This is a genomic window from Vibrio pectenicida (genome assembly GCA_024347015.1).
Lineage (GTDB): Bacteria > Pseudomonadota > Gammaproteobacteria > Enterobacterales > Vibrionaceae > Vibrio > Vibrio pectenicida.
Genome location: AP024890.1, coordinates 435,818 through 462,636 on the forward strand (window position 1 = coordinate 435,818; position 26,819 = coordinate 462,636).

Below are 26,819 nucleotides of genomic sequence, written 5' to 3' on the forward strand. Positions count from 1 at the left end.
ACACATGGAAAATAGCTTTGCTATTACGACCACGTTTATTGCGTATCTAATCTTAATGATGGCAATTGGCGTTATTGCATACCAACGAACGAAAAACTCAACGGACTACTTCCTTGGAGGTCGATCATTGGGCCCTTGGCCTGCCGCACTTTCTGCGGGAGCTTCTGATATGAGCGGTTGGCTCCTATTAGGCCTTCCTGGTTATGCTTATGCGGCTGGCATTGAAGCCTCCTGGTTGGCTGGCGGCTTACTTGTTGGAACTTGGTTGAACTGGTTGATTAATGCTAAACGCTTACGTACTTATAGTATCACCACGGATTCTTTAACACTGCCAGAGTTCCTGTCTCGTCGGTTTAATGATAAATCTAAGTCGATTCAGGTTATTTCTGCATTTTTTATTTTGTTATTTTTCCTTTTTTATACCAGCTCAGGTTTAGTGGCCGGTGGAAAATTGTTTGAAACTGTATTTGGACTAGATTACAGAATTGCTGTTACTATTGGTACATTATGTGTTGTTTCTTATACACTATTTGGTGGTTTTTTAGCGGTATCTTGGACGGATCTTGTTCAGGGGCTACTTATGGCCGCGGCGTTAATGGTGGTGCCGATTGCTGCGATGGAGGGAGGCTTTGGTCAACTTAGTACTGATTTGTCAGATATTAACCCTCAACTACTTACCTTGTGGAATGATACAAAAGGCGAGCCGTTATCCGCTATCGCTATTATCTCACTAGTTGCTTGGGGGCTAGGTTACTTTGGTCAGCCACATATTTTGGCTCGTTTTAAAGCCACTCGTAGCAATAAAGACTTAACGACAGCACGTCGAATTGCGGTCGTGTGGACTGCATTATCAATGGTCGGTGCTCTACTGGTTGGTTTGGTTGGTTTGATTTATGTCAAGAACTCTGGCGTGACAATTGATGATGGAGAGAAAATCTTCATGTTATTGGTTAATTCAATCTTTCATCCTGTCGTTTCAGGTGTACTTCTTGCCGCGATTCTTGCGGCAGTGATGAGCACTGCTGATTCTCAGCTCTTAGTATCTTCTTCGGCGTTGGCAGAAGATTTTTACAAACAGCTAATTAAGAAAGATGCAAGTTCAGAAGAAATTGTGATGGTAGGCCGTATCGCTGTGGTGACAATCTCAATTGTTGCTCTGATTTTGGCTATGAACCCTGAAAGCTCAGTCCTTGGCCTTGTTTCTTACGCTTGGGCGGGTTTTGGTGCAGCATTTGGTCCAGCAATAGTTCTTAGCCTATATTGGTCACGTATGAATCGTAATGGTGCTCTCACAGGTATTATTGTTGGTGGTGTGACCATTGTTGTATGGAAGCAGTTAACTGGGGGGTGGTTTGATGTATATGAAATTGTACCTGGGATCATACTATCAACAATTGCGATAGTTGTTGTTAGCTTATTAACCGCTGAACCGGATGAATCTGTTAAAGCTCAACATGCTAAGTTCAAAAAGCAGTTGGTTGAGTTGGATTAATAAACTATCTACAAGCCCCGACTTCGGGGCTTTTTCTGCTTAATCGCGGCTTTGAAGTTCCTCTTGCGCTAATTTTTTACTTCCACGCTCTTCTAACACATCCAAAAAGGCTTGGAAGCCTTCTAGGTCGATAAAGGGGTTGTTTTGCCGTGAATTTAGCTAAGCGAAAATCTATGTTAGACATGATCACTTTTGCCCCAAAATGTCTTTGGATGTATTCGGCAGAACCGACGTGATCTGAGTGACCATGGGTAATGAAAATGTATCTAATATCTTTAGGGTTGAATCCTAGTTTCTCTATATTTTGTGGGATCCACCGTCCATAGGGGCTATCTAATGAATCAATGAGAACTAGCCCATCTGACGTGGTGACCAAATAGGAAGAAACCCATTTATCGCCAACATAGTAGAGGTCATCGAACATCTTAAAGGGTTCAACGTAACCGTTTTCTTCAGTCTTATCAGGAATCTTTTCTTTTAGATCGGCAGAAAAAACGCTGATTGATAGGAAAAGGATCAAGCCAATACCATATTTCATAAAGTAATCTCAGTTATGGTGAAGAATTTTTGGTTTTTATTCAAAACCTGATTTTGCAAACACTTATTGCTGAGTGCTTTATTAAACCGATTAAGGGCGTGAACCAGAATTCTAATTACAACTTGTATTTAAAGCTTGGTTGCAAGAGAAAATTGGATCGTAATGTTGTTTCAGTCTTATTTAAGCCTGTTGGCCATGGAATGGGAATGGTTTAGCTGTAAAAGATCCCACAGATTACCGTACAAATCTTTAAAGACGGCAACCGTACCGTAGTCTTGCTGCTGAGGCTCTCTAATAAATTCAATACCAATTGAAACCATTCTTTCGTAATCACGCCAAAAGTTGTCAGTGTTTAGAAACAGAAATACACGCCCACCAGACTGGTTGCCGATAAAATTTCGCTGCTCAGGTTTAGAGGCTTTGGCGAGTAACAAAGTCGTACCACTTGAATTTGGTGGAGCAACCACCACCCAGCGTTTATTTTGCTCTGGTTGATAGGAGTCTTCTATTAGTTCAAACTTAAGCTTATTGATATAAAAATCAATGGCATCGTCGTAGTCATCAACTACCAAAGCGATATGGATAATACTTTGTTTCATTTTTAGCCTTACAGAGTAGTTCTATTTATTATCTATGGTATCAGACAAGTAAATCACGACATAGTAAGCGTTACATTATAAAAGTCATACTAAATATATAGTTATTATTTTAATAAAAAATGATAATTATATTTTATCATAGATGGTTTCTATACTGCTTTCACTGAAACAAAACCACAAACTTATTTATATATTTGGAGCCAATTATGAAGATGAATCACGTGGGCATTATGGTGGGTGATATGGGCAAAGCTGTTGAGTTTTACACCCAGGCGCTTGGCCTAAGAATTGTTATGGATAATACAAAAGTTATCGAAGAGCGTGAGTCTGCAATTGGCCGTATGTGTATTGCGGTTTTTGGCGACGGCTTTCAAGGCTTTAATATTGCTCACCTTGTAACAACCGATGGCATTGGAGTTGAGTTGTTTGAAATGAAGCAACGTCAAGATCGTCACCATGTTGACTTTTCACGTTTGGGGATCTTCCATTTTTGTTTCCAAACTGATGATTTTGAATGCGTAATGGAAAAAGTAGAGTCCTTGGGTGGTAAAGTGCGCATGGACGTAATGCGTTATCACCCTGAAGATGACAGCAAACCCGCCAAAATGGTCTATCTAGAAGACCCCTTTGGTAATCTGTTTGAGCTATATTCTCATTCTTATGAAGAAACGTATGCTTCTGATTATGAGTAGATCATTTACATAATATAAAGATACTTAAGTTTAAGGCTTGTTACTCGAAGGAGCCTTTTACCAAGAATTAAGATAATAGCACTTATGCGGTTTGTAAGGTTTCTTTAATTATGTTGATGATTTTGTCATATCGCTTGCTAAGTGAAGTATTAAGTTTATAGGCTAAGTAAACGGGCTCCATAATATCTTTTTCTATCGTAACAACTTTTAGTCGACTAGTATCATGGAATAAGTCCACACACCACTCAGGTACTACGGTAAAGCCAATCCCTTTCGCTACAGGTGCCAAAATTTGATGCACTTGGTTGATATAGCTTCGGGTTTTTACTCCATCGAGATTGATTCTGTTTAGGAGTTCATGGTTTGCCTGAGCTGTATAGGTTTGGAAATAGTGCTCCAAATCCGGATGTCGAATGACCCCCAAATTCATTAATAATGTATCTATTGGTGGATGACACTCGACACTATGAGGCACTACAAGAGCAAGGCGTTCAGAGCCGATCATCAGGCTAGAGAAATATTTAGGTTCAGGTTTTTTTGTGACTATGCCTATATCAAGTGTACCTTGTTTTATCTGCTCAAAAATACGCTGATTTGGCGTTGCTTCAAGCTCAATCGACAAGTCTGGATACTTAGATTGTAAGTCAAGTAAAGGGGAGTAAAGTAACCAAGCAAATGTGCCTGAGCAGCCAATTATACACCGACCTTTAAACGCCTCATCAGATCCTAAGCTTTGTAGAAGCTTGGATTCTTTATCAAAGTGGCTTAGCGCATAATCATAAACTTTTTGCCCGTATAGAGTTAACTCAAACTGTTTATTGAACCGCCTTATCAGCGGGTAGCCACAGGCTGTTTCTAATTTGTTGATATGTTGAGTCACACCAGGTTGAGTCATGTTAAGCCGCTCAGCGGTTCTGGTGAAATGACCAATATCAACCAATGTTTTAAACGTGTTAAGCCAAATGGGGTTTAGCATGAGTAGTGACCAATAATTATCAACAAGTTTACCTTTGATAATTTGTCATTATACAGGTAAATCTTCGTCTCGCATGATGAATGTCTTATGTGACTTTGAAATGCTTCTTTATTTGTGCTCTAAACAAATATCCCAGCATATTATTGCTCAAAAATAATGTGGAATACTAAGTTTCACTAATAATATTCTTATATTGAGACCTAAATACCATTTTTTATTATGTAATAAAATTGAAATAAAGTTTGACATCTAATGTTTAGTACATAAATGATTAATTTGTCTGGTCATATGCTGATCAAGACTGATAAGTAGTTGTGAATATATAAACTCAACTTGTTAAATTTATAAATCGAATGTGTTTTTGTAAGGTTTTTTAGTTTTATTTAATTTTTTCAATGTTTTGTGTGCTAATTCTAGGTTTTTATTACATGTTTAAAGTGTGACTTACCAGTCTTAATTCAACCGATTACAACAATTCGGAATTTGAAATATCCTATATTTTTGTTTAGAGTACAAAGTGTTTGTGCGTTTGTGCACCTAGCAAAGGATAAATCATATGATTCCCATACTTGAAGTTAAGGGACTCTACAAAGTGTTTGGAGAGAACACTGAGCGCGCATTTACAATGATGAATGAGGGTGCGGATAAGGACCAGGTCTTTGAAAAGACAGGTCTAACTATTGGGGTAAATGATGTCTCTCTTTCAATAAATGAAGGAGAAATCTTTGTTATTATGGGCCTCTCAGGCTCAGGTAAATCGACATTAGTTCGTTTACTAAACCGTCTCATCGAACCGACCAAAGGAAGTGTGTACTTCAAAGGTGACGACATTTCTCATATTTCTGAAGAAGCGCTTAGAGCCGTTCGCCGAAAAAATATTTCTATGGTTTTCCAGAGTTTTGCGCTGATGCCCCATATGACGACTCTCGAAAATGCAGCATTTGGTTTAGAGCTGGCTGGTTTGGGGCTTGATGCACGAAAGAAGGTCGCGTTTGATGCGTTAGAAAGAGTCGGCTTGGAAGCTTATTGTGATTCATTCCCTGACGAATTGTCTGGAGGTATGAAACAACGGGTTGGTTTAGCTCGTGCATTAGCCTGTGACCCAGATATTTTGTTAATGGATGAAGCCTTTTCAGCACTTGATCCACTAATAAGGACGGAAATGCAAGATGAACTAATACGTCTGCAAAATGATGATAAGCGAACAGTAGTATTTATCTCCCACGATCTAGATGAAGCGATGCGTATCGGTGACCGTATCGCCATTATGCAAGATGGTGGGGTTGTTCAGGTTGGAACACCGGATGAGATTCTTCAAAAACCAGCTAATGATTATGTGGCTGCATTTTTTAGAGGTGTCAACTTGGCTTCGGCACTGACGGCTAAAGATATTGCCAAAAAAGCACCTGCAGCCGTATTCAAAAAATCAGAGCATGATGGTCCTGCTTCAGCCTTGCAATTGTTAGTTGATAGCGACAGAGAGTTTGGGATTATTGTTGATAAGGGAAACCATTATTCTGGTATTGTGTCATTAGACTCTCTCCAACTGGCGCACAGAGAAAGTCGTTCTCTTACAAGCGCTGAACTTGATGATTCAGTCACTCTTAAACCAGAACAACCGATAAATAGTATTTTGGGTTCCGTCGCTGGTGTCCCCTACGCAGTTCCTGTAGTCGATGAAGGTGGTAATTACTTTGGCGTGATCAGTAAGTCGCGATTACTGCAAGTCTTGGATAAGGAGTAGAACCATGTCATCTACGCAAAACACAACTGACCCTTGGGGCTCCAGTCAAACAGATCAGGCTAGTGACTGGTTAAATGCAGAAGTAGTAGAAGAAAAGCCTTTTGACTTACTGAACCCTTTTGAAGATGGTTTTTTACCACTAGATAATTGGGTTGAGTCAGGCTTAAATTGGCTTGTGGAGCATGGCCGCCCTATTTTTCAAGCGATTCGTGTACCGATTGATTTTATTTTAACGTCATTCGAAGCTGTACTTGTTTCAACTCCCGCACCAATAATGCTCGTTATTTTATCATTGCTTGCTTGGCAATTTTCAAGTTTACGACTTGGCGCTATGACTTTTTTGTCATTAATATTTATCGGTCTTATAGGTGTTTGGTCTCAGTCGATGACGACCCTGTCACTCGTAATGACCTCTGTGTTTTTTTGTTTATTGATAGGTTTGCCTGTCGGCATTTGGCTCTCTAGGAGTGATACGGCAGCTAAATTTGTTAGGCCGATACTTGATGCAATGCAAACAACGCCAGCGTTTGTTTATCTCGTCCCCATAGTTATGTTATTTGGGATAGGGAATGTACCTGGAGTAGTAGTGACGATCATCTTTGCGTTACCCCCTGTTATTCGGTTAACCATCTTGGGTATACAACAAGTTCCGGAAGAGCTAATAGAAGCGGGGCATTCATTTGGTGCGAGTAAAAAGCAGATGCTATATCGCATCCAATTACCCCTTGCTTTACCGACCATTATGGCGGGTGTCAATCAGACCTTAATGTTATCACTTTCAATGGTGGTGATTGCTTCAATGATTGCAGTTGGTGGGCTGGGACAAATGGTACTGAGAGGCATAGGAAGATTAGATATGGGACTGGCAGCCGTCGGTGGTTTAGGCATTGTAATACTTGCGATCTTATTAGACCGAATAACCCAAGAGTTGGGTAAAAATGCAGCAAATACTAAGGCACGTTGGTACCAATCTGGGCCAATATCTATTGTCTTACACTTTTTCAAACAAACGAAAAATCCCAAAGCATCCCTAGAGGAGAACTACAAATGAATCATTCATGGAAGAAGTTATTGACAGTAAGTACTTTATTTACGGTGGCACTTTCTGCTCATGCATTGGCGGGTAGTCTTCCCGGTAAAGGAGTGACGATTCAGCCCTTGCAATCTACAGTTGCTGAAGAAACGTTCCAAACTTTGATCGTGAATCGTGCGCTAGAAGAACTGGGCTACAAGGTCAAAGAAACAAAAGAAGTAGATTATAACGTTGGTTATACATCTATCGCTAAAGGGGATGCAACTTTCCTTGCAGTTGGTTGGTTTCCACTTCATGCTGATAAATACACAATGGCAGGTGGAGACGATAAGTTTTATCGACAAGGTCAATATATTAGTGGTGCTGCACAAGGGTATTTGATAGATAAAAAGACAGCAGAAAAATACAATATTACCAATATCGGGCAGTTGAAGGATCCTAAATTAGCTAAGCTTTTTGATGCTAATGGTGATGGCAAAGCAGACCTAACTGGTTGTAATCCGGGTTGGGGCTGTGAAATGGTTATCGAAAAGCAGTTAAACGCTTTTGGACTACAAAACACGGTTACTCACAACCAAGGCAACTATGCGGCAATCATTGCCGATACAATATCTCGCTATAAAAAGGGTGATCCTGTTTTGTATTATACTTGGACACCATACTGGGTAAGCGGCGTACTAGTACCAAGAAAAGATGTTGTTTGGCTTGAAGTGCCATTTTCTGCGTTGCCCGGTGAGCGTGAAAATGTAGATACTACTTTGGCGAATGGAAAGAACTATGGATTTGAAATGAATTCGATGCGTATTGTAGCGAATAAAGACTTTACAGATAAGAATCCTGCGGCAGCTAAGCTTTTTGAAATCATTAAGTTAGATATTAATGATGTTAGTGCACAAAATATGATGATGAGCCAAGGTAAAAATAGTTCTGCTGATATTGAGTCACACGTAAATGGGTGGATAAAAGCTAATCGTTCACAGTTTGATGCGTGGGTATCTGAGGCTAAAAAAGCGGCTTTATAGTATGTAACCCTATGCTTTAAGAGTATCTGACTAGATAGTCAGATACTCCAAAGCGCCATATATCTTAAGTGTTTCGAACTTTAACTCTTCGTGGTATGCGAGTACCTTTCGCACGCCACCATCTTACCTTGTATATGATTACCTTACCGATATGATATTTAGTGCTACGTGTAGCACTAATGATCAATTGTCATGGTCTTAATTTATTGGTTTGGATTATTATCATGGCAATAATCCTTTATAGTTAGGTTGGTAAATGAGCTTAGATAGAATTGATCGTGAGATCTTGCGCATCTTGAACCTCAAAGGCCGTCTTCCTGTCGTTGAGCTAGCTAAGTCGGTGAACTTGACGACCTCACCTTGTTCAGATCGAGTAAAGCGCCTTGAGAAAGAGGGATATATTAAAGGCTATCATGCGGAGTTAAATCCAGAAAAGCTTGGGCTAGATGTACAGGTATTTATCCATATTCGCCTTGATCAGACCAGCTTTTCAATTTTTGATAAATTTGCCAAAGCTGTCGAAGACATGCCAGAAATTGAAGAGTGTTACTCCTTATCGGGAGATTTCGACACCATGATTAAGGTTCGTGTCAAAGACATGAAAGCTTATCAGGATTTTATGTCCAGTAAGCTTGGCTCTCTACCTGGTGTAATTCAAACACGAAGTGAAGTGGTGATTGAAGAACATAAAACCAGTTTTGGAGTTAATGCGGATTTGATTATGACTTTATAAGAAGGGAAGTTATGCTTCCCTTCTTATCTTGCAAACTTTAAGCTACAAACGCAGAGGCAATACCGATCAGGCCGCCAAACACGCCTCCCCAAACAACAAGCCAACCTAGATGTTGCTTAATCATTTTTTGCACTATCTCTTTAACCAGCTTAGGTGTTAGCTCATTAAGCCGCTGATCAATAATATTCTCGATATTCGCTTGAATTTCTTCCATCATTGCAGGCGACTCTAATTGGCTTTTTAGCGCTTCTTTTACTGAGTCACTTTGACTTATTTCGACGACGGCTTGCTGCATTTTTTCTACAAATGGTTCTTTGAGCGGTTGTAGGGCTTCAGTACCACCAAACATGGCCAGCATGCTACCAAAAGAAGAATCTGCAATCACATTAACCAAGGAGTCGAATGTTGGATTAAAGTCTACTTTTTCTAAAATGGGCTCAAGTTTGAGGCTTTTTCCTCCAGACATTTCTTTGTTAAGGAAACGGTCTATATTTTCTTCGGTAAAAAATTGCTCCATCATGAGGCTTTTGATTGCAGCCTTAAATTCCTCAAATCGAGCAGGAATGACACCTGAACCATACAAGCCAGGCACTTTTTCGAACAGCATGTGGATGGCTAACCAGTTAGTAATCGCGCCTGAGAAAGCGAATAATCCAGCGTAATAGGCAATGGTGTTGTCAGTTTGATAGCCACCAGCTAACAAAGCCAGTGCGAGGATATTAGTTAGTAAACTCTTGTTCATGCTTTCTCTAAAACAATGATTGGATAATAATGTGCGAGTATACACCAAGTGACAACTGAGATTGAACAAGGATATAGAGCAATATTTGTGGTTATAGTATTCGATACTGGTAACGGAAGAACATTTTGTGATAATGCACGTTTACTAGATGTCGATATTGCCGAAGTTGGCTTGGTAGTGTTGTCCCATCGGCATCATGATCATTGCAATGGAACCTCACATTTCATAGAGATAAATGGCAAAGCAAAAATTTATATGAGAGCCTGTGAGGATCAGAACTATTATTTTCAGGCTTTTGGTATTAGGACCAGTGTAGGTATGGACAAAGCGATTTTAGAGCGTAATAGCCATAGAATTGAGTTTATTAAAAATACTACTGAGATTGCGCCTAACATCTATATTGTCACTCAAATCGATAAAAAATATCCCCAGCCTTTAGGTAATCAATATCTTTATACTCAATCAAAAACAGGTTTTGAGCGCGATAAGTTTAATCACGAACTTATTCTCGTTATTAAAGAGAAGGATGGCCTAGTTGTATTTACTGGGTGTGCCCACAGCGGTGTACTTAATATGGTTGAAACTGTAGTTAATCTGTTTCCAGAGCAAAAAATTAAAGCTGTGGTGGGTGGTTTTCATCTCGTAGGCCTACCGGTATTTAATAGCATAGATGGTTCTAAACAAGGTATTGAAGTCATTGGCCAAGTTTTAGCTGAGTATCCAATCGATAAGTTTTATATAGGGCATTACACAGGAATGAAAGCATACGCCATTCTCAAGCAGGTGCTAAGCGATCGTCTGGAACACATACCAACCGGTCGGAGTGTGTATCTTTAGTGAGTGTTGTTATCAAAGTCACTATAAATCTCATTTAGAGACGTCATTGGCATAATTAGCTGTTGAATTTATGCAGGATAATTATATCTAATATATCAAGATTACTTGTATATTAGATATAAAACAATGAATTAAATGACTAAATGATATGGTTTAAAGTCACAATTTTATACTATATTCGAAGTATTTAATTGATGATTTTTACTGGGTGTATAGTATTGGTTTTTTAATATTTTATGATAATAAAAATAATAATTATATTATTCTTATTTAAAAATAAAATAATATTTATATTTTTAAATTATAGGGCTTATATGATTGATGTAACAGTAGAAAAAAAGAAAATTTAACCAAAAGAAAACGTTATAGAACGGAAGTATCTCGTGTTTATCCTAGTGATAAGCGCAGTAGTTTCCATGAATTAGAGAGCTGTTTTCTTGGTATTAGCCTGAGTAATCATCACTTTACGCCACTAAAACTTGAGGCCGTCCTAAAATGGATTTCTAAGCGATTTGATTCATGTACTTTATTAGTGGGAGACAGCATTCATCGTTTAAATCTAATCCATCTATCCTCCCGCCTTACGGAGCAGGCATGTTTAGATCAAGCCTTAGATATGGGAAGGCAATATATTGAGCAAGCACAAGTTATCATAGATAGACTTAATTTGCCGACAACCTTCCAATTTATCCGATGTTCAGAGATACAAACAACGGATCTTTACATGAGTTATTATCAATCTTTACAAGCGCTCTACAGTGAAGAGTTATCTTTTAAGAACTCAGTCATTTCATCAGCAATACAGTTTCAGAAAATCGCGCCTGTTGCTATAACTAAAATAGAAGATACGCCTCAGGTACAAAACTCTATTCAATATTTCTTAGAGGAATTTGCCATATTTTCCTGTCTATTTGACCAAAAATTACCAGTGATGTTGTACCCAGGTGCTTTTACCATTCTTGATGAAGTTGTTGATGGGCAGCATCCGCAAGCTCCCTCAGCGTTACGTGACTTAATAATAGTTTCTTTAAGGTTCAAAGGTATCAGTTCTATGGTTTAGTGAGTAATTGAGATAGCTTGGTATGTCGTTATCACAAGCTCGAATATTATCTCTGTTGCTTAATTAATATGAATGTTTGTTTTATACGCTCTATCGTCGTTTTTATTAGTTATCTTGTGTGTATCTAAATAATGATACTAATAAGGATACCCCATCGTGTCTACTGGTTCTCAAACTCCTTTGCCCTACAAATTAGCTAGGGCACCTTATTCTTCTGATTCTACGCCATTAGTTTTTTCTGGTTCAGGGCTTTCTTCTATTGATGATGGCCGTGATATTAATGAAGTAGTACAAAATCTTGAATCGATTTCATTATCTATCTTTCCCAATATTGAAGAAAAAAATGATGCTTTTGCTACACCCCCACTTTCCATTCATCGATCTCGACGTGATACTCGTGAAACCTCAAGTCACATTGTAGGTTTATCTGAACAAGAGTTTGCTGCAGCAATTAATGCGTCTGAAGTTAAGTTCGCTGACACTATTCATACCGAAAAGTATGGTTTGTTAGCTCGTGATTTTACACTCGATTTCTATCTCAATGAATTGGATCTGAGTCAGTACCTCAGAAGGGTGAAGGAAGTCGTTGACTCGGAAGTGTCCAAGATGCAAAACCAAGCTTCATTCTCAGGTAATGGAGAGTATATATGTCAACTATATGCCATATTGGTCGCTCTTTGTAATAAGAATCAAGATAGTAAAGATGATGAACTTTGGTGTTTGAAGAAGGCAAGTTCAGTCGTCGCCGATAAGCTCGTCGAACTATCTGATTCTGAGGACTTAATTGAGAGAATAAACCATGATCGCCCTAACTTGAAGAGTGAGCTTATTCTGCCCACTGAGCATGTATTTTCATTGATAAATGAAAAAGTATTTGAAGCAGCAATAGGGACAGATAAAGTCATACTGCGCAAGCAGTATGGGGATCAAGTTAGAGAACTTAAACGTAAACTTGCTCGTCAATTAAAGAAAATTAACAAGCTCAAAGCCAAGCGTAATGAAAAGGGTAGCTTATCGGCGCAAGAGCGAGCCCGTTTAGAGCAATTGAGAGAAGGACGAAGGTTGGTAAGCCGGCGTCTCAAAGAGAAACAAAAACATAAGACACTGGCCTCCATATACATAAATTCTATGCTTCGAATGCAGCGAGTAGTGAAGGAACATGGATTTTTCGACACTTTTCAACGTTTAGCCATTGAAGAGAGTAAAATTGAGCGTGGTATAACGCCAAATATAGGTATGAAGACGCTTCGAGTGCGGCAATATGCATTGTATGAGTACTTTAAGTGGATAGAGTCTAATCTCACACCACCTGTGGGAATGTCTCAACGAGAGTTTGAACAATTAACTAAGATTCGTCTTTTACCATTTAGCCGTAGTTTTGATGAAAAGCAGCTTGAATCACAAGTGTTGGCTTGGTTGCAGTCGGATGAAGGGGCTAAACGCATCTCAACTTCTATTGGCAAGGTTACAAGGGAGTATGCAGGTCGCCTCTACGTTACTAACAATAAGGTATATCAAGACTACCTTCTATATGACGTTATCCATGTAGATGATTTGCCTGATAAAGTGGAGCGCTTGATTCAAGTCGAGGTAAATCGTCTAGGTAACAATCAAACGTTTCCCGGAGTTGCTGACTTTTTATGCCAAGTTAACATCATGCTATCAGTTTTGAGTAATAACAATACGGGTATTAATGCTGAACTTTATGAGGGATTAATTCAGGCCAAAACACGGGTAATGATTAGAGCTTTTCAGTTATCAGTATCCGGAATTAGTGATTTTCCAGTACCTCTATCAGTGGATGGAATGGCAAACATCCAGAAAAAGTTAGACGAGTTGACAGTAGAGTGTCCTCCTTCTCTGTGGCCGAATGAAACAGAGCTCATTGGTTATGTGGAGCAAGATTATCACGATCTAGTTTCTTGCGTAAGACTGTTAAACTCATCAGAAATCATAGATCAGATAAAAGAGTACAAAACCACTAATAATTATAAAGATATTGTCTTTCCTAGTGAGCTTGCCGAGACTCTATCTAGCAAAGATGAAGAAATTCGCCTTCTTGAGCCACTTATCTATCACCTAATGATAAATGAAGGTTTAACGCATTTTAGTTTAGAAAAAATGTTTGATGTGTTTTACACAGACAGAGAAAGTCATAATCCTTTTAGAGATCTGGTAAATCAGCCAAAACCAGAAGCATACAGAACATTTTCAGACTTTATAAAATACAGCCAGTCGACTAGTAGAGAAAAGTACAATAATCAGTTCTATAACTACCAAGAAAATGGCAGTAGTGAATTTGATGCGAGCCAAATATCAGCATTAGTATTAGCAAATAACGGTTTGAGCATTGAAGAAATAGTAGAACCGCCAAAGACGCTGAAGTCATTTGTTATTATGGGACGATCATTAAGTGAATATGGTGATGGTCGAGGGGGGACAATTCGACCAGAATCCAATCCTTGTCAATATATCCCAGGAAGATGTGTCATCATGCAGTTGTCTTCCGGACGATACCTTTTATTTGCGAACTTTTTTGGGGATCCCAAGTCAACTGTAGTAGAAGAAGAGGAGTTATCTCGATTTATGGGTTCGATAGAAAAATCGGGACTATCATCGTTTGAAAAAGCATGGTTGATGCCAGAGGAGGCACCAAGGCATTTCAAAAGATACACGGGGATGTTTTGTGATTGGGCTGCAAAAAACTTTGTTTCTCTGCTTTATGATGGTGATACCAATCCATTTGAACATGCAGTACATCCTTTTTATACACTGGTAAAAGATACTCAAGCTAAGCCAATAAAAATAGGTTCTAGTGCGCCAGATACTTTGCCAAATGGGATAAAAGAAGCACTTGATACGCTGGCGATTGATTTTCAAGCGGCTTTTGATGATACCAATGGATTTCACAAATTTGTTAAGGCGATAGTGCCTTTCTATGAGACGATTTACAACCGCACTACAGATAGGCGATACATTGCAAACAGTGGAACTATTTTACTCGATTTACTTTCGGTCATACCTTTATTTGGCGCCGTGGGTAAAGTTGGAAAATTGTCAGCCGCATTAGGTAAACAAGGCATGCGAGCACTTATATCTGGAATGGCAAAAGGTTTGAGAGGCGGGCGCTTGATTCGATATGTGGCTCGTGGAATGAGTACTAAAGTATTGGCAGCTTCTCAGAAAAGTGCGGTCATTATGACGGCCGCTTTATACGAAGCCTTGGTCCCTCTTCCTGTACCAACGAGACCAGCCACAGCAAAAGTGTTTAACTTCTTTAAATTCAAAACCGGTGGAAAAACGGGCCGGGTCAATGGAAAATTTGGATATTTTTTAGGTAACCCCAATCCACCGAGGCTGCCTGATGACATTATCCCACCAATAGGCGGGGCACCTGCACCGCCGGCTCCACCTGTTGGGGGGTTACCTGTGCCGCCACCAGTACCTCGGCCACCTTCAATACCGAACCGACTGCCTCCATTTTCGAGTCAAGGAGTACCGACAAAAACAAGATTTAGCTTAGCCAAAACTTTTAATAAACCTAGTGAAAATGATGCATGGTTTGCGGAAATGTATGCAAAAGGTGATAGAAACTGGACACGATTGACAGATAGTATTCTAGAAAAGGGGCCCGCGAAAAGTACAGCGGGTGCCTTCGAAACCAACTACAAAAACTTCGTTAAAATAGGCCAGAAATCAGAACCGCCGGTGAATGTGAAGGAATTTATTGATGGAGAGACCGAACACTTCAAAATAGGCGCTAAGCAGACACCCGAAGGAGAACTACCTAAAGCTGCTTATGATTTGTATGTATCAAAAGATGGAAAATCAATCACAACGTCATCATCTTATAAAAGTGATGATTATAGTAAGACACTAACTTATGCTGACATTATGTATAACGCGTACTTAGCAGCCAAAGTCGATGCTAAGAACTTAACAATGTCGATTCAAGCGAGCATCGAAAATAGTGGTACACAGCAGGTGATTGACGCTATCGGAGGTAGGGTCGCGCGTGCGAACGGAATAAGAGTAACGCTTGAAAGTAATCCAGAGGCATTTAAAACGCTTTTAGCGACAGATAACGTTAAAGCCACGGTATTTATGCTGACAGACTATGGGGAAAGCTTTGGGTACAAAACAATAAAAAGTATTGATATTAAAGGCTCGGCCTATTTGGTCATTAATATTGAATAGCCGCCAATGCTAACTCCAGTGTGAGGTTACCTTCGGGTGTCACACAAAAGTGCCACTGGCCGCAAAATAGCGGCCTTTACACTGTAAACTTAGGGGTTATTTTAGACGGAGCGCAAGCGCTGTGGCTATATTTCGTGCTGTTATTTCTATGTTTAATTTTGCTTCTTTTAACGCGGTTGAAAGTTCGGTGGCGCCAAGCACGACGCTATATACAGCGTCGATGCCGTGGTCATAGACCACATGGCAGTCTTTAGATACGCTCCCTGCAATACCAATCACAGGTAGGTGATATTTTTTAGCAATTTTAGCGACGCCTATCGGTGTTTTTCCATGAATGGTTTGGCTGTCGATACGCCCTTCACCTGTAATCACCAGAGTGGCGTCTTTGATTTCTTGTTCAAGCTTTACAAAGTCCGTCACAATATTGATTCCAGCGCGCAACTTTGCATTCAATAGACCAAGCAGTGCCGCACCTAGCCCACCTGCTGCACCAGCTCCCGCTTGGTTGATCACTTCTATACCAGTCGTTTGACGAATCACATCAGCGAAGTGGGCAAGGTTTGTATCAAGTTTCTCTACCATTTCTGGTGTGGCGCCTTTTTGTGGGCCAAAAACATGGGATGCGCCTTTGGGGCCGCATAAGGGATTGTCAACATCACAGGCAACTTCCAGTATTACATCTGCTAAACGCTTGTCCAAGCCAGATAGATCGATTCTTGCTAGTTCAGATAGAGCATCACCTCCATATCCCAAGTCTGAGCCTGATTTGTCATAGAAACGAGCGCCAAGTGCTTGTGCCATCCCCATGCCACCATCGTTGGTTGCACTGCCACCAATACCAAGAATAATGTGCTTGATACCTGAATTTAACGCCAGCCTAATCAGCTCACCTGTGCCAAAAGTGGTGGTGAAAAGCGGGTTACGTTTGCTAGGCTCAACGAGATGTAGACCAGAAGCTGCAGCCATTTCGATCACAGCTGTCGAGCCATCGCCCAGTACACCATAAAACCCTTCTACGGGTTCGCCAAGTGGGCCCGTGACGTTTGCACTAACAACCTTCCCTTGAGTGGCGTCCACTAATGATTGAACTGTTCCTTCACCGCCATCTGCCATTGGCAGCTTAGTGTATTTTGCATCTGGAATTATTTCTTTAAAGCCGTTTTCTATCGCAGTGGCGACTTCCATGGCGGTCAAACTTTCTTTATAAGAGTCAGGCGCAATGACAATTTTCATTTTCAATCCTCAAACCACAGTTAACACACATTTAAGCAATTGTGGGTACTAAATGAATAAACCAAAAACACCGAACATCATTGTTGAGACAAAGGCGATCATTAGACCTACTGCCGACTCGTAAGGAATGAGTTTTAGACGTTCTTTAATATCCATGTGCAGGGCACCACCAGTGGCATGGAAAAAACTGCCGTGTGGCATATGATCGAGTACAGTGGCACCTGAATGAATCATAGCGGCTCCAGCAAGAGCTGGTACACCTAAATGCAAGATGGTATCGCTAAATACACTTGAGGCAACGGCTGTACCAGCAGTAGTTGATGCGGTTGCCAATGCCATCATAGCGCCAGAAATCGGGGCAAGCAGAAATGAGGGCAAACCTGAGGCTGTGAGCACTTCAATCAAACCATCTTTAAGTCCAGAATAAGCGATAACACCTGCTAATGTGCCTGTACCTAGTAGCATTACGGCGACTGGAGCCATGCGGCTTAGACCAGAAACAGCAAAATGGTTGGTATCGGCAAAGCGCCCCATTACTACTGCGCCAATAAGCCCACCTAATGGAAGTGCAATTAAAGGATCAACACTAATATTGGCTATTGGACGCAGAGACAAAAGTATAATGGCTACAGCAGGTGCAACAATAGCGACTTTAAAAGAGGGTAAACGAGAATGGTCAACGTCGACAACTTCAGTTGCTTCTACTTTGGAGCCTTTATTGACCAATTTTTTGGCAATAAAGTACGCTAGGGTCAGTCCACATAGGCCAGGAATAACACCTGCAGCCATGACAGAGGTGAGTGGTACGTTAAAAGCGTCTGCTGCAGCAATAGCGTTAGGGTTTGGAGACATTACATTGCCTGCTTTTCCCCCGCCAACCATAGCAAGTAAGATGGCCGTTTTAGAAATATCAGCTCGGCGAGCAATTGCAAGAGCAATAGGGGCAACAGTGATCACGGCAACATCAACAAATACGCCTACGGAGGTGAGGATCATAGTTGCAATAGCCAGTGCGAGTAAGGCCCTTGTTTCACCAACTTTTTTAACTATGGTTTCTGCAATTGAAGTAGCGGCGCCAGATTCAATTAATACACCAGCAAGAACCCCTGCAGCAAGAATTCTTAGCACCGCAGTTACAATATCTTGTGCGCCGCCTATCATCAGGCCAACCGTGTCTGTGAGTGATACGCCTCCAACAACACCACCAATGAGCGCACCAATGATCATACCGTACGCTGGTGGTACTTTTTTAAGAATAAGTGTAATGGCGACAACCAAAGCGGTTAATGCGCCAAGAGTAGTGACTTCTATCATGTTGTTGTTATGCCCGAATATTGAATTAACTGAGTGCAGACTAAAAGTAGAGTAAGATAAATGCTTTATGCAAAATGACAGAACTTTTGGGTAATAAACGGATTTCTTTTGTGCATATGAACATTTTTATAAAGTAATCAGATAAATTTCAAAGCTAAGTAAAGCTGAATTTTGTCATCTAAATTGTTGATTTTTAATGATGTAATTTGTTCTATCTTTTCAAGTCGATAGCGTAATGTGTTGCGATGGATATGGAGCTCTGCACAGGTTTGAGCAAGATCGCAATTTTGTGCAAAAAACATGCTTAATGTTTTTACGAGAACGCCTTTGCCATCATGCTTGAGCAAAATTTTGATCGGGTGGCTGATTTGCTCTCTACGCCAATCGTCTTGTAATAGACTTTTGATTAAGACTGATAGCTTATGATCTTGGTAAAAAAGGATAGCTTCTTTTGTGCTGCTACACGTTAGTGTGGCTTGCGCTGTTTCGTAAGAACGAGATAACCCCGCTAAACTAGGGAAGTAGTCGCCAATAGCGATTTTAATGGTAAAGTCAGTCTCTTGAGCAATTCGCTTGAGTAGGCGCTTAACCCGCTTTTTTTCCTCTGTTTTACTCCACGTTTGGTTAACTAAGGTAATGGGTTTAAGTACGACGACTTCATTTTGCGATACAGATACAATACCGACTATATTATCTCGCTCTGGGTATTCCAGTAGATGGACTAGCTTTTGCAATTGTTCTAATGTCAGCGCTGTATCTTGCTTGGGTATCACTTTGATTGCAGCGGCAACCCGTGGTTGCGTCAAATCTAAATCTAATCTTTCTGCAATCGACAGTAATTGAGTTTCGTTTAACTTTGAGCCTTGAATGAGTTGAAGAAGTAGCTCTTCGCGGTGGCGCTTATTCCATTGAATCTGAGCCATTAAATCAGCTTGCTCGACAATCAACTCGGCGGTCATTTTGACCATTTCGCCAAAACGCCGTACATCGTCTGGTTTGCCCGAAATGCCGACGACGCCAATAACCTTATCTTGATGCAAGATGGGTAAGTTGATTCCTTCTTTAACGCCAACCAAAGTATGTGCAGCTTCACCACTAATTTCGACGGTGCGGTTATCATGAATTACCAATAAAGCGCCATCGTGAGCCTTGTGCAACCGTTTTGGGTCACTAGAACCGATAATTTGTCCATTCTCATCCATGACATTAACTGGGTACTGAATGATTTTGGTTGCTCGCTCAACAATTTGTCTTGCGATTAAGGTATTTAACTGCATGTTCGAAGAATCTTTAGCTTAGGCTTATCACTAGAGCTAACATAGCATAACGACCGTTAGGATTTATATGCCCACAGCGCTAATTGTCAGGGGTGTAATTCCATAATATCGAGATCTAGACCTACAGATGAACGCCAACCGAATGATGCCCCTTGAGCCACTTCAATAGGTTCGACATAATGCCATATGTTGGTATGGAGATCAGGCTGGAATATTCCATATCCGGCATCTAGAGTTGTACGCAGTATTTCGGTTGATTTATCTTCACCAAAAATAACGCTAGCACCACCTTGTATATTATTGCGCTCTAGCACATAAGCCGATACTAAATAATCACTGCCATCTTGGTGTATACCTTCTGGAGAGTTTGTCGCGTAATTATCCTTGTCACAGACAATGCAAGTATGATGAACAGTGATGTTTAACATTTTGATTCTTGGGTTACTTTTCGCTGCTCTTTTAATGTTGGATTCAATAAATCGTACAAGATCATCGTTAAAATACTGCTGCGGTAATTCGGTAAAGACACGCGGTAAGCTTCTGAAATCGATCTTTTCGCTATGTTCAATCTCTGCCAAGGCTTGACCAAATGGTTTAGTTTTAATCCTCTGGAGGCCTGTTATGTTGCCGTCAATGATGGTTGCGATAGCACTGCTAATAAATCTTTTTCTGGAGGGTTTTATCATTTCTAGGGAGTGTTTAACTCCCTCCAAGTCAAGATTACAGCTTAATTTTTTAACAAGCTCTTTGGCTGATAAAATGCCAAGGTAAAACTCATTTCTATCTTGAGCAGTAAGCATTGATGAACCAGCACTAGGCTCTTGGTCTGCTATCCAGTCTAATTGAGACTGTCTATGTAAGTACTTATCCCAAGGGGCCTGTTGGAATAATTTTAAATAACTTTCTTTAAGTAAGCCAGAGCATGATTTTTCAGAGAAGACCTCGATTGGACCGTTTAAAATAGTCAAAATGATTAATCCTTTTATCAAATTGTATTCTTTGGGTGACAAATTTTTCGCCATTGTATTCACCTAAATACTTATGGCTACTTTTCTTTTTATTTTCATTTGTTTAGGAAATAGATTTGTGAATTTTGCGGGCAAAAGAATGTACAAGGAATGTAATTGAGCAATGACTTCCTATTTAGTCTTAGTGAGATTGTTGGTAAAATAAACTTGTCTAGAGCTCTTTAATTGAGCCCGTATTTTTCTTGTAGCTTTTTAACAAACGAAGCATTTTTTTCCAAGAATTCATCAAATTGTTTAATGATATCTATGTGTTTTATTGTCGATAGAAAGTAATCACCATTGATGTGTGGCAGAGAAGGGTCATAAGCAATCATTTCATCATCGATCCCAAGCGATCTCATGGTATAGCTTGCGATGGCAGTATTAAAATACACTCCCTCTACATCGTTTCTAACAAGAAAAATGCTAAAAAGATTTTTAATGCTGTTGAACTCTTTAACCTTGATTGTCCCCTGATTCACCTCATCAATGACTGCATAAGGTGTAAAACCCCTTACTATACCTAAAGTTTTGAGTTTAGTTTGGCCCAGTTTATTGGTGGGTACCATGATGCCATCGATATAGCTAAGTGTTGATTGACTGTAAGATATCGCACTTTCTTTTTTAAAGTCACTTCCCCAGTTTGGATTGTCAGGAAATTTTAAATCTATCTCTTCTTCAACGAGTTCATGAAAAAGGCGCACAATGGGTAATGGCCGATACGTTATAGTGTGATGGTATTGTTTTGCAAACTGGTCAAGGAGATCTCTAGCATAACCAGTATATTGACCTGATTTAATTGAGTAAATAGGGTCATAATCAATGTTTTCCACACCAATCACGAGATCTTTTCCATGAGATAACGGGCTGTATATCAAAACGAATAAGCTAATTATAATTCCCTTCATTGTGTACCCACATTACATTGTTATAACAAAACCATTGGTTTATTTATTAGTTTAGGCAATAAATTAGAATGTTTTTTGCCCAGAGATAGTACTTGCATGCATTCTTCGAGAAGCTTGAACTTAGGGGGCACCGTGTTTTGAGACAATGTCGTTTATCGCCATTATTGTTGCCTTAACTTTCATGTTGTCCAAAGTATCACGATGTGGTGATGTAAAAGACCCAATATCATTGTCGAAATATTTGCCATATGCTTGAGAGAAATCATCTGAGAGGGCAGCTTTGACTAAAATATCTACACCTTGTTGGATATCCCCACCTGCTACCCCATAAGCATCTTTGACCATTTTGCTACCTAAGAAAGACTTCGGATTAACCGCTACGACCATTGGACCAGTATTTTGCCATTCAAGCCCTAGTTGCTGTGACCACATGGTTAGAGCAAGTTTACTTTGGGCATAAGCTTCACCATCATTAAGTTGCTCCTCGCCTTGTAAAGCGGTTAAATTCACTGATGCTTGCGCTGCTGATGAGAGGTTTACTACACGACCGAGTGGTTTTAAAAGAGGTTGGATCATCTTAGTGATTAAGTATGGAGCAATGGTATTCACCATAAAGCGAACATCTAGGTCTGCTTCAGTCCTAGTGTTTTGAGTTGAAAAAATGCCAGCATTATTGATAAGTATATCTATTTTTGTAAAGCGGCTGGTTATTGTATTAATCATCTCGTAAACGTGATCAAAAGAGGATAAATCTGCAACAAGCGATTCAACGTTACCCTTTCCAATTATGTTTAGCGTTTTCTCTACGTCTACCACTTTTGACGCATTGCGGCCATGGACGACCACATGATGACCTTGAGTGACTAGTGTTTTAGCGGTTTCCAAGCCAATACCGTCTGTCGACCCTGTAATAAGTATGACTTTTTGCATAATAAGACTCTTTTTATGATTTTGTTTGACTTAGCGAATTATAGAACTTTACTAGAAATAGTTGCGAGTTAGGCTTTTTCTTTCTGCTCATGGAATGGAATTCTTTGCCTGCAATGAACGCGATTTTCCAGTATGCGAGAAGTATAAATATTGAGCATAGGGCTTTTTACGTCTATAGAAATTGAAGGAACTACCTGTAGGGAACAGTATGAAATCTGTTTTTTTTAGTCTATTTATGGCTCTGTTTGCCAATTCAGCGTCGAGTAAACTCATCATTAATACTGAAGAGTATGCGCCGTTGAGCTATACAGACAATGGAAGTTTGAAGGGGATTGCTACCGAGCAAGTCGAGACAATATTGAATATCGCACAAATTGATTATGAAATGCGAGTCTTCCCGTGGGCAAGGTCTTATAACAAAGCACTAACCGAAGCCAACACCTGTGTTTTTACCACTTCTCATACTCCAGAAAGAAGTGAGTTATTTAAATGGGTTGAACCTTTATCACTGAATATGTCAATTTTGGTTAAATCCAAAGAGGGCAGAGTTAATGTCAGCATACTTGAGGATGCGATGCAATATCGAATTGGTATCCAAAATGAGGATGTTGCAGGAACCTATTTAAAAAGTAAGGGATTTATTAGCCTTGATAGCGCAGCTAATGCTGACCAATCGATTCTTAAATTACTTGCTGGCAGAGTAGATATGGTGGCTTTAGCTGAATCTCGTTACCTCACTATGGTGGAACAAGGTCAGCCGATAGAAAAAGTGTTAGATATATTTGCCCTTAAAATGGGACTCGCTTGTAACAGACAAGTGGATGATGAGACGATTGAAAAACTTCAAAAAGCACTGGATAAGTTGATTGAAGAAGGCATACAAGATGATTTAAGAGCGAAATATAAGAACTCCTGACATGTCAAAAAGCATGTGTTCTAATATGCCTATTAAGTGGATTATTAAAGAGATATCAAATATGTCAGGCATTACAGATTTAGATCAATTGCTTTGTTCGATACGGCCCAAACTGAAAGATGCTGAATTTGTTTTTTGTACAGTAGTAGAGGGGGAACTCAAAGACTATGTTGAGTTAAAACCAGTAGCAAGCTTTATAGAAGCAGAGGGCTTAACGCTTGTTCTTGAGCGGAGTGTTGCGGAAAAAGAGAATTTAATCTTTGAAGGCTCATATAGCCAAATAACATTAACAGTACATTCGAGCTTAGAAGCGGTTGGCCTTACCGCGGCAGTATCGACCAAGTTAGCATCAAAAGGCATCAGCGCTAATGTGATTGCAGCTTATTATCACGACCACATTTTTGTTCAAACAGGTAAAGCAAATGCTGCGCTTTCGGCATTGATGGAGTTTAGTCAGGGGTAGAGAAAACTTTACTTACCTTAACATGGAAGATGAAACATTTCTGGTTGAGAAGCAGCAACTGATAAAGGCTGGATTTGAAGTTGATGGTGATGTGATAATCGCGCAATCGAGTGAAGAAGCCATTGAAAAATACAAATCTAATTTTATTCATGTTATAGAAGAATATTCAAACTCACATCCTGAAAGTGCTCTCGCTAATTTCTTTATAGAAGTGTATAAATCTCTTTTTAAAAAAAAGCCCAAACAGCGATAATCTCTACTTATTTAAGGCTTACATCATTTCTTAAAGTCAGTAACTAAGTTAAGGCTCAATAATAGAAAAATCTTAAGTATTGGAGCCGTACTTGAAACCATTCTATGCTTTAAGCTTAACGGCGGTACCAAAAACCAATAATTCGGATGCTCCGTCAGTGATTGAGCTGGTTGTAAATCGCACTCCGACCACAGCATCGGCATTTAATTTAGAGGCTTCTTCAATTAAGCGCTCAATGGCTATCTCGCGTGCTTCAGTTAACATTTCGGTATAGCCCTTGAGCTCACCGCCAACTATGCCTTTAAGCCCTGCCATTATGTCTCGCCCGACGTGTTTTGACTGGACAATACTGCCATTCACAATACCCAATACGGCTTCTATTTCTTTCCCAGGAACCATGTCTGTTGTTGTGTATATCATTGACTACCCTCTAGAGTGTCTAAAACAGTATTTTGCGTGTCAGGCTACTATTTTCTGTTGTCATTTTTTGTCAAAACGCTTGCCAACATTAAGCCATGTTTGGCCACTTGAGTAAAGTTTATGCTGCGAGGGATTGTCTTATTTTTTCCTCATAGTGATCCAGCATTTCGTAGCGCTTGCGATACATTTTTCTCTTTGTCCGGTTTAGATCGTCTAAATCTCTGCGAATACTCTCTATCGGCAGTTGAAATTGATATGGACTTTGTTTAATACCGCTCATTTCACTGCAGAGTGCATCATAGTCAAACATCATTTTTTTGCGTTGTCTTCTACTTCTGTAATCAGACGCATTATAGACATGACCTTTGTTGGTGACACAATAGGCGTTAGATAAACCAAAGTGGCGAGCAAACATTATGGTCAGTTCAACAATAAGCGCTTTGGGGCGCATTCCGTGTTGAGCTTTTGTTAAAGACTTAATAATGTCAGAGCGATCTTCAATGGAGCCTCTGGCACCTTGAATACAGCCGATAAATAAGTCGCCATTTTCAGTTACACAAAATGTCGTGAAATAAATGCTTTGCAACGCTTTATCGGTGATGGATAAACCCAGAGAGCCCTCTCGCCATTCGCCTGAACAAAGTCGTACATCATACTCTTCGCCATTGTTTCCTTGAATCGAAAAAAGCTTATACCCCTGCTCTGAATAAGCGTGCTTGCTTTTTTCTCCCAACTGCGTAGACATAAAGTTTAGGTGGGCAGAAAGGTTTTTTAAACGGGTTGCCTTATTCCAGTTGAGGCACACATAAGGATGCGTAGGTTGATCGTACATCTTGGGTCTGAGGTCAAAAAGATCCTTAATATGTTGATCTTCCTGCATAGATTGAAGGGCTCTCGCTGCACTCGGCGCGATCATATAGCGAAAGCAGAATCTGCAGTGGTTCCGATACACAGTGAACTTATTTTGTGTACCATTTATTTTTTTGGAAATCTTGTATAACGTTTTAAGCTTCACGGTAACCTCAAAATGAAAACGAAGTTTTCCCGAGGAATATAATGATAGAAACAATAATTGCAGTATGGGTTTGTCAGAGTAGAGCGACAAATAGAATACAAAAGGTGAGTTATCTCCCTGAATTACGAAACTCAAAGAAAGTCAATGTAAGCGGTAGGCCAGAAAGCCTATGTTCTCCTAAGTAATTCAAGTTTAATAATATCTTTTTCATTAACAATGCGAATGCCACAGTCTATAGAACTTGTTTCAAATTATAATGTTATGATATAACATATCAAACAATGGTTATTTTCAAATAGTATTAAAGATGAAAAAGGCAATAAATCAGTACCTTTTGGTAGTTATTCTCCTGTTAGGCTTTGCATTCCCGGCCTTGGCTAAAATCGAAATCGAAGATGTATTAGGTCGGCATGTCACTTTGCAAGCACCTGCTGAGCGCATATTTTTAGGCTTCTATTTTGAAGATTACTTGGCCCTAGCTGGCCCTGATGCTTATAAGAAAGTGGCTATTTTCCCGCGTCATTCTTGGCAAGATTATCGCCAGTCTCAGTGGCAAACGTACCGTGACATTATTCCTGAAATTGAAACCATCACAGACTCTGGCTCCATTTATAGCGGAACCTTTGATTTTGAAAAGCTCCTCACCACCAAACCAGATGTCGCCTTGTTAGCAGCATGGCAATACGATGCGTTAGGTGACAAGGTTGCTCTGCTTGAAAAAAGCGGTATTAAAGTTGTAGTGGTTGATTTTAATGCACAAACACTAGAAAGGCATTTAAAAAGCGCCAGAGTGATAGGCAAAGTTATGGGGACTGATGGGCGCGCAGAAGCCATTGCTCAAGATTATGAGCAAACGGTCAAGGATGTACAAAGGCGTGTGGCTAAGTATCTGAGCAAGCATCCACAAAGACGAGTTTACGTGGAAATTGGCACCGGTGGGGCAGTAGAATACGGCAAGTCATACGCCAATGCTATGTGGGGAAACCTGCTTAATCTTGCAGGAGCTAACAACATTGCAAATGGAAAAATCGATGGCTCAGCACATCTCACACCAGAGTACGTGTTAAGCCAAGACCCTGAAGTGATTTTTATTTCTGGAGCACATTGGGCTAAGCATAATGAGAGTGCTTTGTTAGGCTTTGGAACCAAATCAGAACAAGCACAAGCGACTTATCATCCGTATCTTAAGCGGGCTGGTTGGCAACACATAACAGCCGTCAAGCAAGGCCAAGTCTTTGGTATGTACCATTCTGGTACGCGCACCATCTACGATCACATATTTCTTGAGTTCCTTGCTAAATCTATCTATCCGGAAGCATTTCAGGACGTGGATCCTATGGCACACCACCAAGCCTTCTTTGAGCAATATATGCCGCAAAAACTTTCTGGAACGTTTATGATCAAGGTGGATAGTTAAG

At 40.0% G+C, this 26,819-nt stretch carries 25 protein-coding genes; 13 read left to right on the forward strand and 12 right to left on the reverse strand.

The annotated features are described in order from the left end of the window. The first annotated feature begins 4 nt into the window (after positions 1–4). Positions 5–1,492: a sodium/proline symporter PutP gene (putP, locus tag OCV27_RS16985; RefSeq protein ID WP_125322736.1), complete on the forward strand. Its 1,488-nt coding sequence runs from the start codon at positions 5–7 to the stop codon at positions 1,490–1,492. 76 nt (positions 1,493–1,568) lie between these two features. On the opposite strand, the gene OCV27_RS16990 is transcribed toward putP, so the two are convergent. Further along, positions 1,569–2,030, reverse strand: a complete 462-nt coding sequence (locus OCV27_RS16990; RefSeq protein WP_125322735.1) for an MBL fold metallo-hydrolase — start codon at positions 2,028–2,030, stop codon at positions 1,569–1,571. Positions 2,031–2,206: 176 nt separating this feature from the next. Further along, on the reverse strand, positions 2,207–2,629 hold the full coding sequence (locus OCV27_RS16995) for a VOC family protein (RefSeq protein ID WP_125322734.1): 423 nt from the start codon (positions 2,627–2,629) through the stop codon (positions 2,207–2,209). Between the two features lie 206 nt (positions 2,630–2,835). Here OCV27_RS16995 and OCV27_RS17000 point away from each other — a divergent pair, with 206 nt between their 5' ends. After that, positions 2,836–3,321 (forward strand): VOC family protein, encoded by a 486-nt coding sequence (locus tag OCV27_RS17000; RefSeq protein WP_125322733.1) that lies wholly within the window; start codon positions 2,836–2,838, stop codon positions 3,319–3,321. Positions 3,322–3,403: 82 nt separating this feature from the next. Here OCV27_RS17000 and OCV27_RS17005 read toward each other — a convergent pair whose 3' ends face one another. Beyond that, positions 3,404–4,297: a LysR family transcriptional regulator gene (locus OCV27_RS17005; protein WP_125322732.1), complete on the reverse strand. Its 894-nt coding sequence runs from the start codon at positions 4,295–4,297 to the stop codon at positions 3,404–3,406. 556 nt (positions 4,298–4,853) lie between these two features. Here OCV27_RS17005 and proV point away from each other — a divergent pair. The 4 genes from proV to OCV27_RS17025 all read left to right on the forward strand — a co-directional run bounded on the left by proV (position 4,854) and on the right by OCV27_RS17025 (position 8,829). After that, a complete protein-coding gene (gene proV / locus OCV27_RS17010; protein WP_125323291.1) occupies positions 4,854–6,041 on the forward strand; it encodes a glycine betaine/L-proline ABC transporter ATP-binding protein ProV in 1,188 nt (395 codons plus the stop codon). 4 nt (positions 6,042–6,045) lie between these two features. Further along, positions 6,046–7,092: a glycine betaine/L-proline ABC transporter permease ProW gene (gene proW, locus OCV27_RS17015; RefSeq protein WP_125323292.1), complete on the forward strand. Its 1,047-nt coding sequence runs from the start codon at positions 6,046–6,048 to the stop codon at positions 7,090–7,092. Next, entirely contained in the window at positions 7,089–8,096 is a 1,008-nt protein-coding gene (proX, locus tag OCV27_RS17020; RefSeq protein ID WP_125323293.1) for a glycine betaine/L-proline ABC transporter substrate-binding protein ProX, read from the forward strand. Before proW ends, proX begins: the two co-directional genes overlap by 4 nt. A 256-nt stretch (positions 8,097–8,352) precedes the next feature. Beyond that, positions 8,353–8,829 carry an Lrp/AsnC family transcriptional regulator gene (locus OCV27_RS17025; RefSeq protein WP_125323294.1) on the forward strand — a complete coding sequence of 159 codons (477 nt, stop codon included), beginning with the start codon at positions 8,353–8,355 and terminating at the stop codon, positions 8,827–8,829. Positions 8,830–8,866: 37 nt separating this feature from the next. Here OCV27_RS17025 and OCV27_RS17030 read toward each other — a convergent pair whose 3' ends face one another. Beyond that, positions 8,867–9,571, reverse strand: coding sequence for a DUF445 domain-containing protein (locus OCV27_RS17030; protein ID WP_125323295.1), 705 nt, complete (start codon positions 9,569–9,571; stop codon positions 8,867–8,869). 48 nt (positions 9,572–9,619) lie between these two features. On the opposite strand from OCV27_RS17030, the gene OCV27_RS17035 reads away from it, so the two are divergent. From OCV27_RS17035 to OCV27_RS17045, 3 genes are all read left to right on the forward strand, one after another. Further along, on the forward strand, positions 9,620–10,408 hold the full coding sequence (locus OCV27_RS17035; protein WP_245986877.1) for an MBL fold metallo-hydrolase: 789 nt from the start codon (positions 9,620–9,622) through the stop codon (positions 10,406–10,408). Between the two features lie 448 nt (positions 10,409–10,856). Next, positions 10,857–11,468, forward strand: coding sequence for a tRNA-dependent cyclodipeptide synthase (locus OCV27_RS17040; RefSeq protein ID WP_245986835.1), 612 nt, complete (start codon positions 10,857–10,859; stop codon positions 11,466–11,468). A gap of 156 nt (positions 11,469–11,624) precedes the next feature. Then, the gene (locus tag OCV27_RS17045; RefSeq protein ID WP_125322928.1) at positions 11,625–15,665 is read left to right on the forward strand and encodes a hypothetical protein; all 4,041 of its coding nucleotides are present in this window, start codon (positions 11,625–11,627) and stop codon (positions 15,663–15,665) included. A gap of 96 nt (positions 15,666–15,761) precedes the next feature. Here OCV27_RS17045 and OCV27_RS17050 read toward each other — a convergent pair whose 3' ends face one another. The 6 genes from OCV27_RS17050 to OCV27_RS17075 form a co-directional block, all read right to left on the reverse strand. Then, entirely contained in the window at positions 15,762–16,898 is a 1,137-nt protein-coding gene (locus OCV27_RS17050; RefSeq protein WP_125322929.1) for a glycerate kinase, read from the reverse strand. Positions 16,899–16,946: 48 nt separating this feature from the next. Continuing rightward, positions 16,947–18,212, reverse strand: coding sequence for a GntP family permease (locus OCV27_RS17055; RefSeq protein WP_125322930.1), 1,266 nt, complete (start codon positions 18,210–18,212; stop codon positions 16,947–16,949). A 137-nt stretch (positions 18,213–18,349) separates the two neighbouring features. Further along, complete coding sequence (locus OCV27_RS17060; RefSeq protein WP_125322931.1) at positions 18,350–19,489, reverse strand: sugar diacid recognition domain-containing protein; 1,140 nt, start codon at positions 19,487–19,489, stop codon at positions 18,350–18,352. An 86-nt stretch (positions 19,490–19,575) separates the two neighbouring features. Then, entirely contained in the window at positions 19,576–20,511 is a 936-nt protein-coding gene (locus OCV27_RS17065; protein WP_125322932.1) for a 2OG-Fe dioxygenase family protein, read from the reverse strand. Between the two features lie 167 nt (positions 20,512–20,678). Beyond that, positions 20,679–21,338, reverse strand: coding sequence for a type 2 periplasmic-binding domain-containing protein (locus tag OCV27_RS17070; RefSeq protein ID WP_185759831.1), 660 nt, complete (start codon positions 21,336–21,338; stop codon positions 20,679–20,681). Positions 21,339–21,524: 186 nt separating this feature from the next. Beyond that, entirely contained in the window at positions 21,525–22,334 is an 810-nt protein-coding gene (locus OCV27_RS17075; RefSeq protein WP_125322934.1) for an SDR family NAD(P)-dependent oxidoreductase, read from the reverse strand. Positions 22,335–22,542: 208 nt separating this feature from the next. Between OCV27_RS17075 and OCV27_RS17080 the strand changes: the two genes are divergently transcribed. From OCV27_RS17080 to OCV27_RS17090, 3 genes are all read left to right on the forward strand, one after another. Further along, on the forward strand, positions 22,543–23,250 hold the full coding sequence (locus tag OCV27_RS17080) for a substrate-binding periplasmic protein (protein ID WP_125322935.1): 708 nt from the start codon (positions 22,543–22,545) through the stop codon (positions 23,248–23,250). Positions 23,251–23,311: 61 nt separating this feature from the next. Then, complete coding sequence (locus tag OCV27_RS17085; RefSeq protein ID WP_125322936.1) at positions 23,312–23,713, forward strand: ACT domain-containing protein; 402 nt, start codon at positions 23,312–23,314, stop codon at positions 23,711–23,713. Between the two features lie 22 nt (positions 23,714–23,735). After that, positions 23,736–23,966 (forward strand): hypothetical protein, encoded by a 231-nt coding sequence (locus OCV27_RS17090; RefSeq protein WP_337969476.1) that lies wholly within the window; start codon positions 23,736–23,738, stop codon positions 23,964–23,966. A 102-nt stretch (positions 23,967–24,068) separates the two neighbouring features. Here OCV27_RS17090 and OCV27_RS17095 read toward each other — a convergent pair whose 3' ends face one another. Both OCV27_RS17095 and OCV27_RS17100 read right to left on the reverse strand, forming a co-directional pair. After that, positions 24,069–24,386, reverse strand: a complete 318-nt coding sequence (locus OCV27_RS17095; protein WP_125323465.1) for a heavy metal-binding domain-containing protein — start codon at positions 24,384–24,386, stop codon at positions 24,069–24,071. A 118-nt stretch (positions 24,387–24,504) separates the two neighbouring features. After that, the gene (locus tag OCV27_RS17100; protein ID WP_185759865.1) at positions 24,505–25,302 is read right to left on the reverse strand and encodes a DUF535 family protein; all 798 of its coding nucleotides are present in this window, start codon (positions 25,300–25,302) and stop codon (positions 24,505–24,507) included. Positions 25,303–25,708: 406 nt separating this feature from the next. On the opposite strand from OCV27_RS17100, the gene OCV27_RS17105 reads away from it, so the two are divergent. Then, positions 25,709–26,818 (forward strand): ABC transporter substrate-binding protein, encoded by a 1,110-nt coding sequence (locus tag OCV27_RS17105; RefSeq protein WP_125321291.1) that lies wholly within the window; start codon positions 25,709–25,711, stop codon positions 26,816–26,818. Position 26,819: the final 1 nt, after the last annotated feature.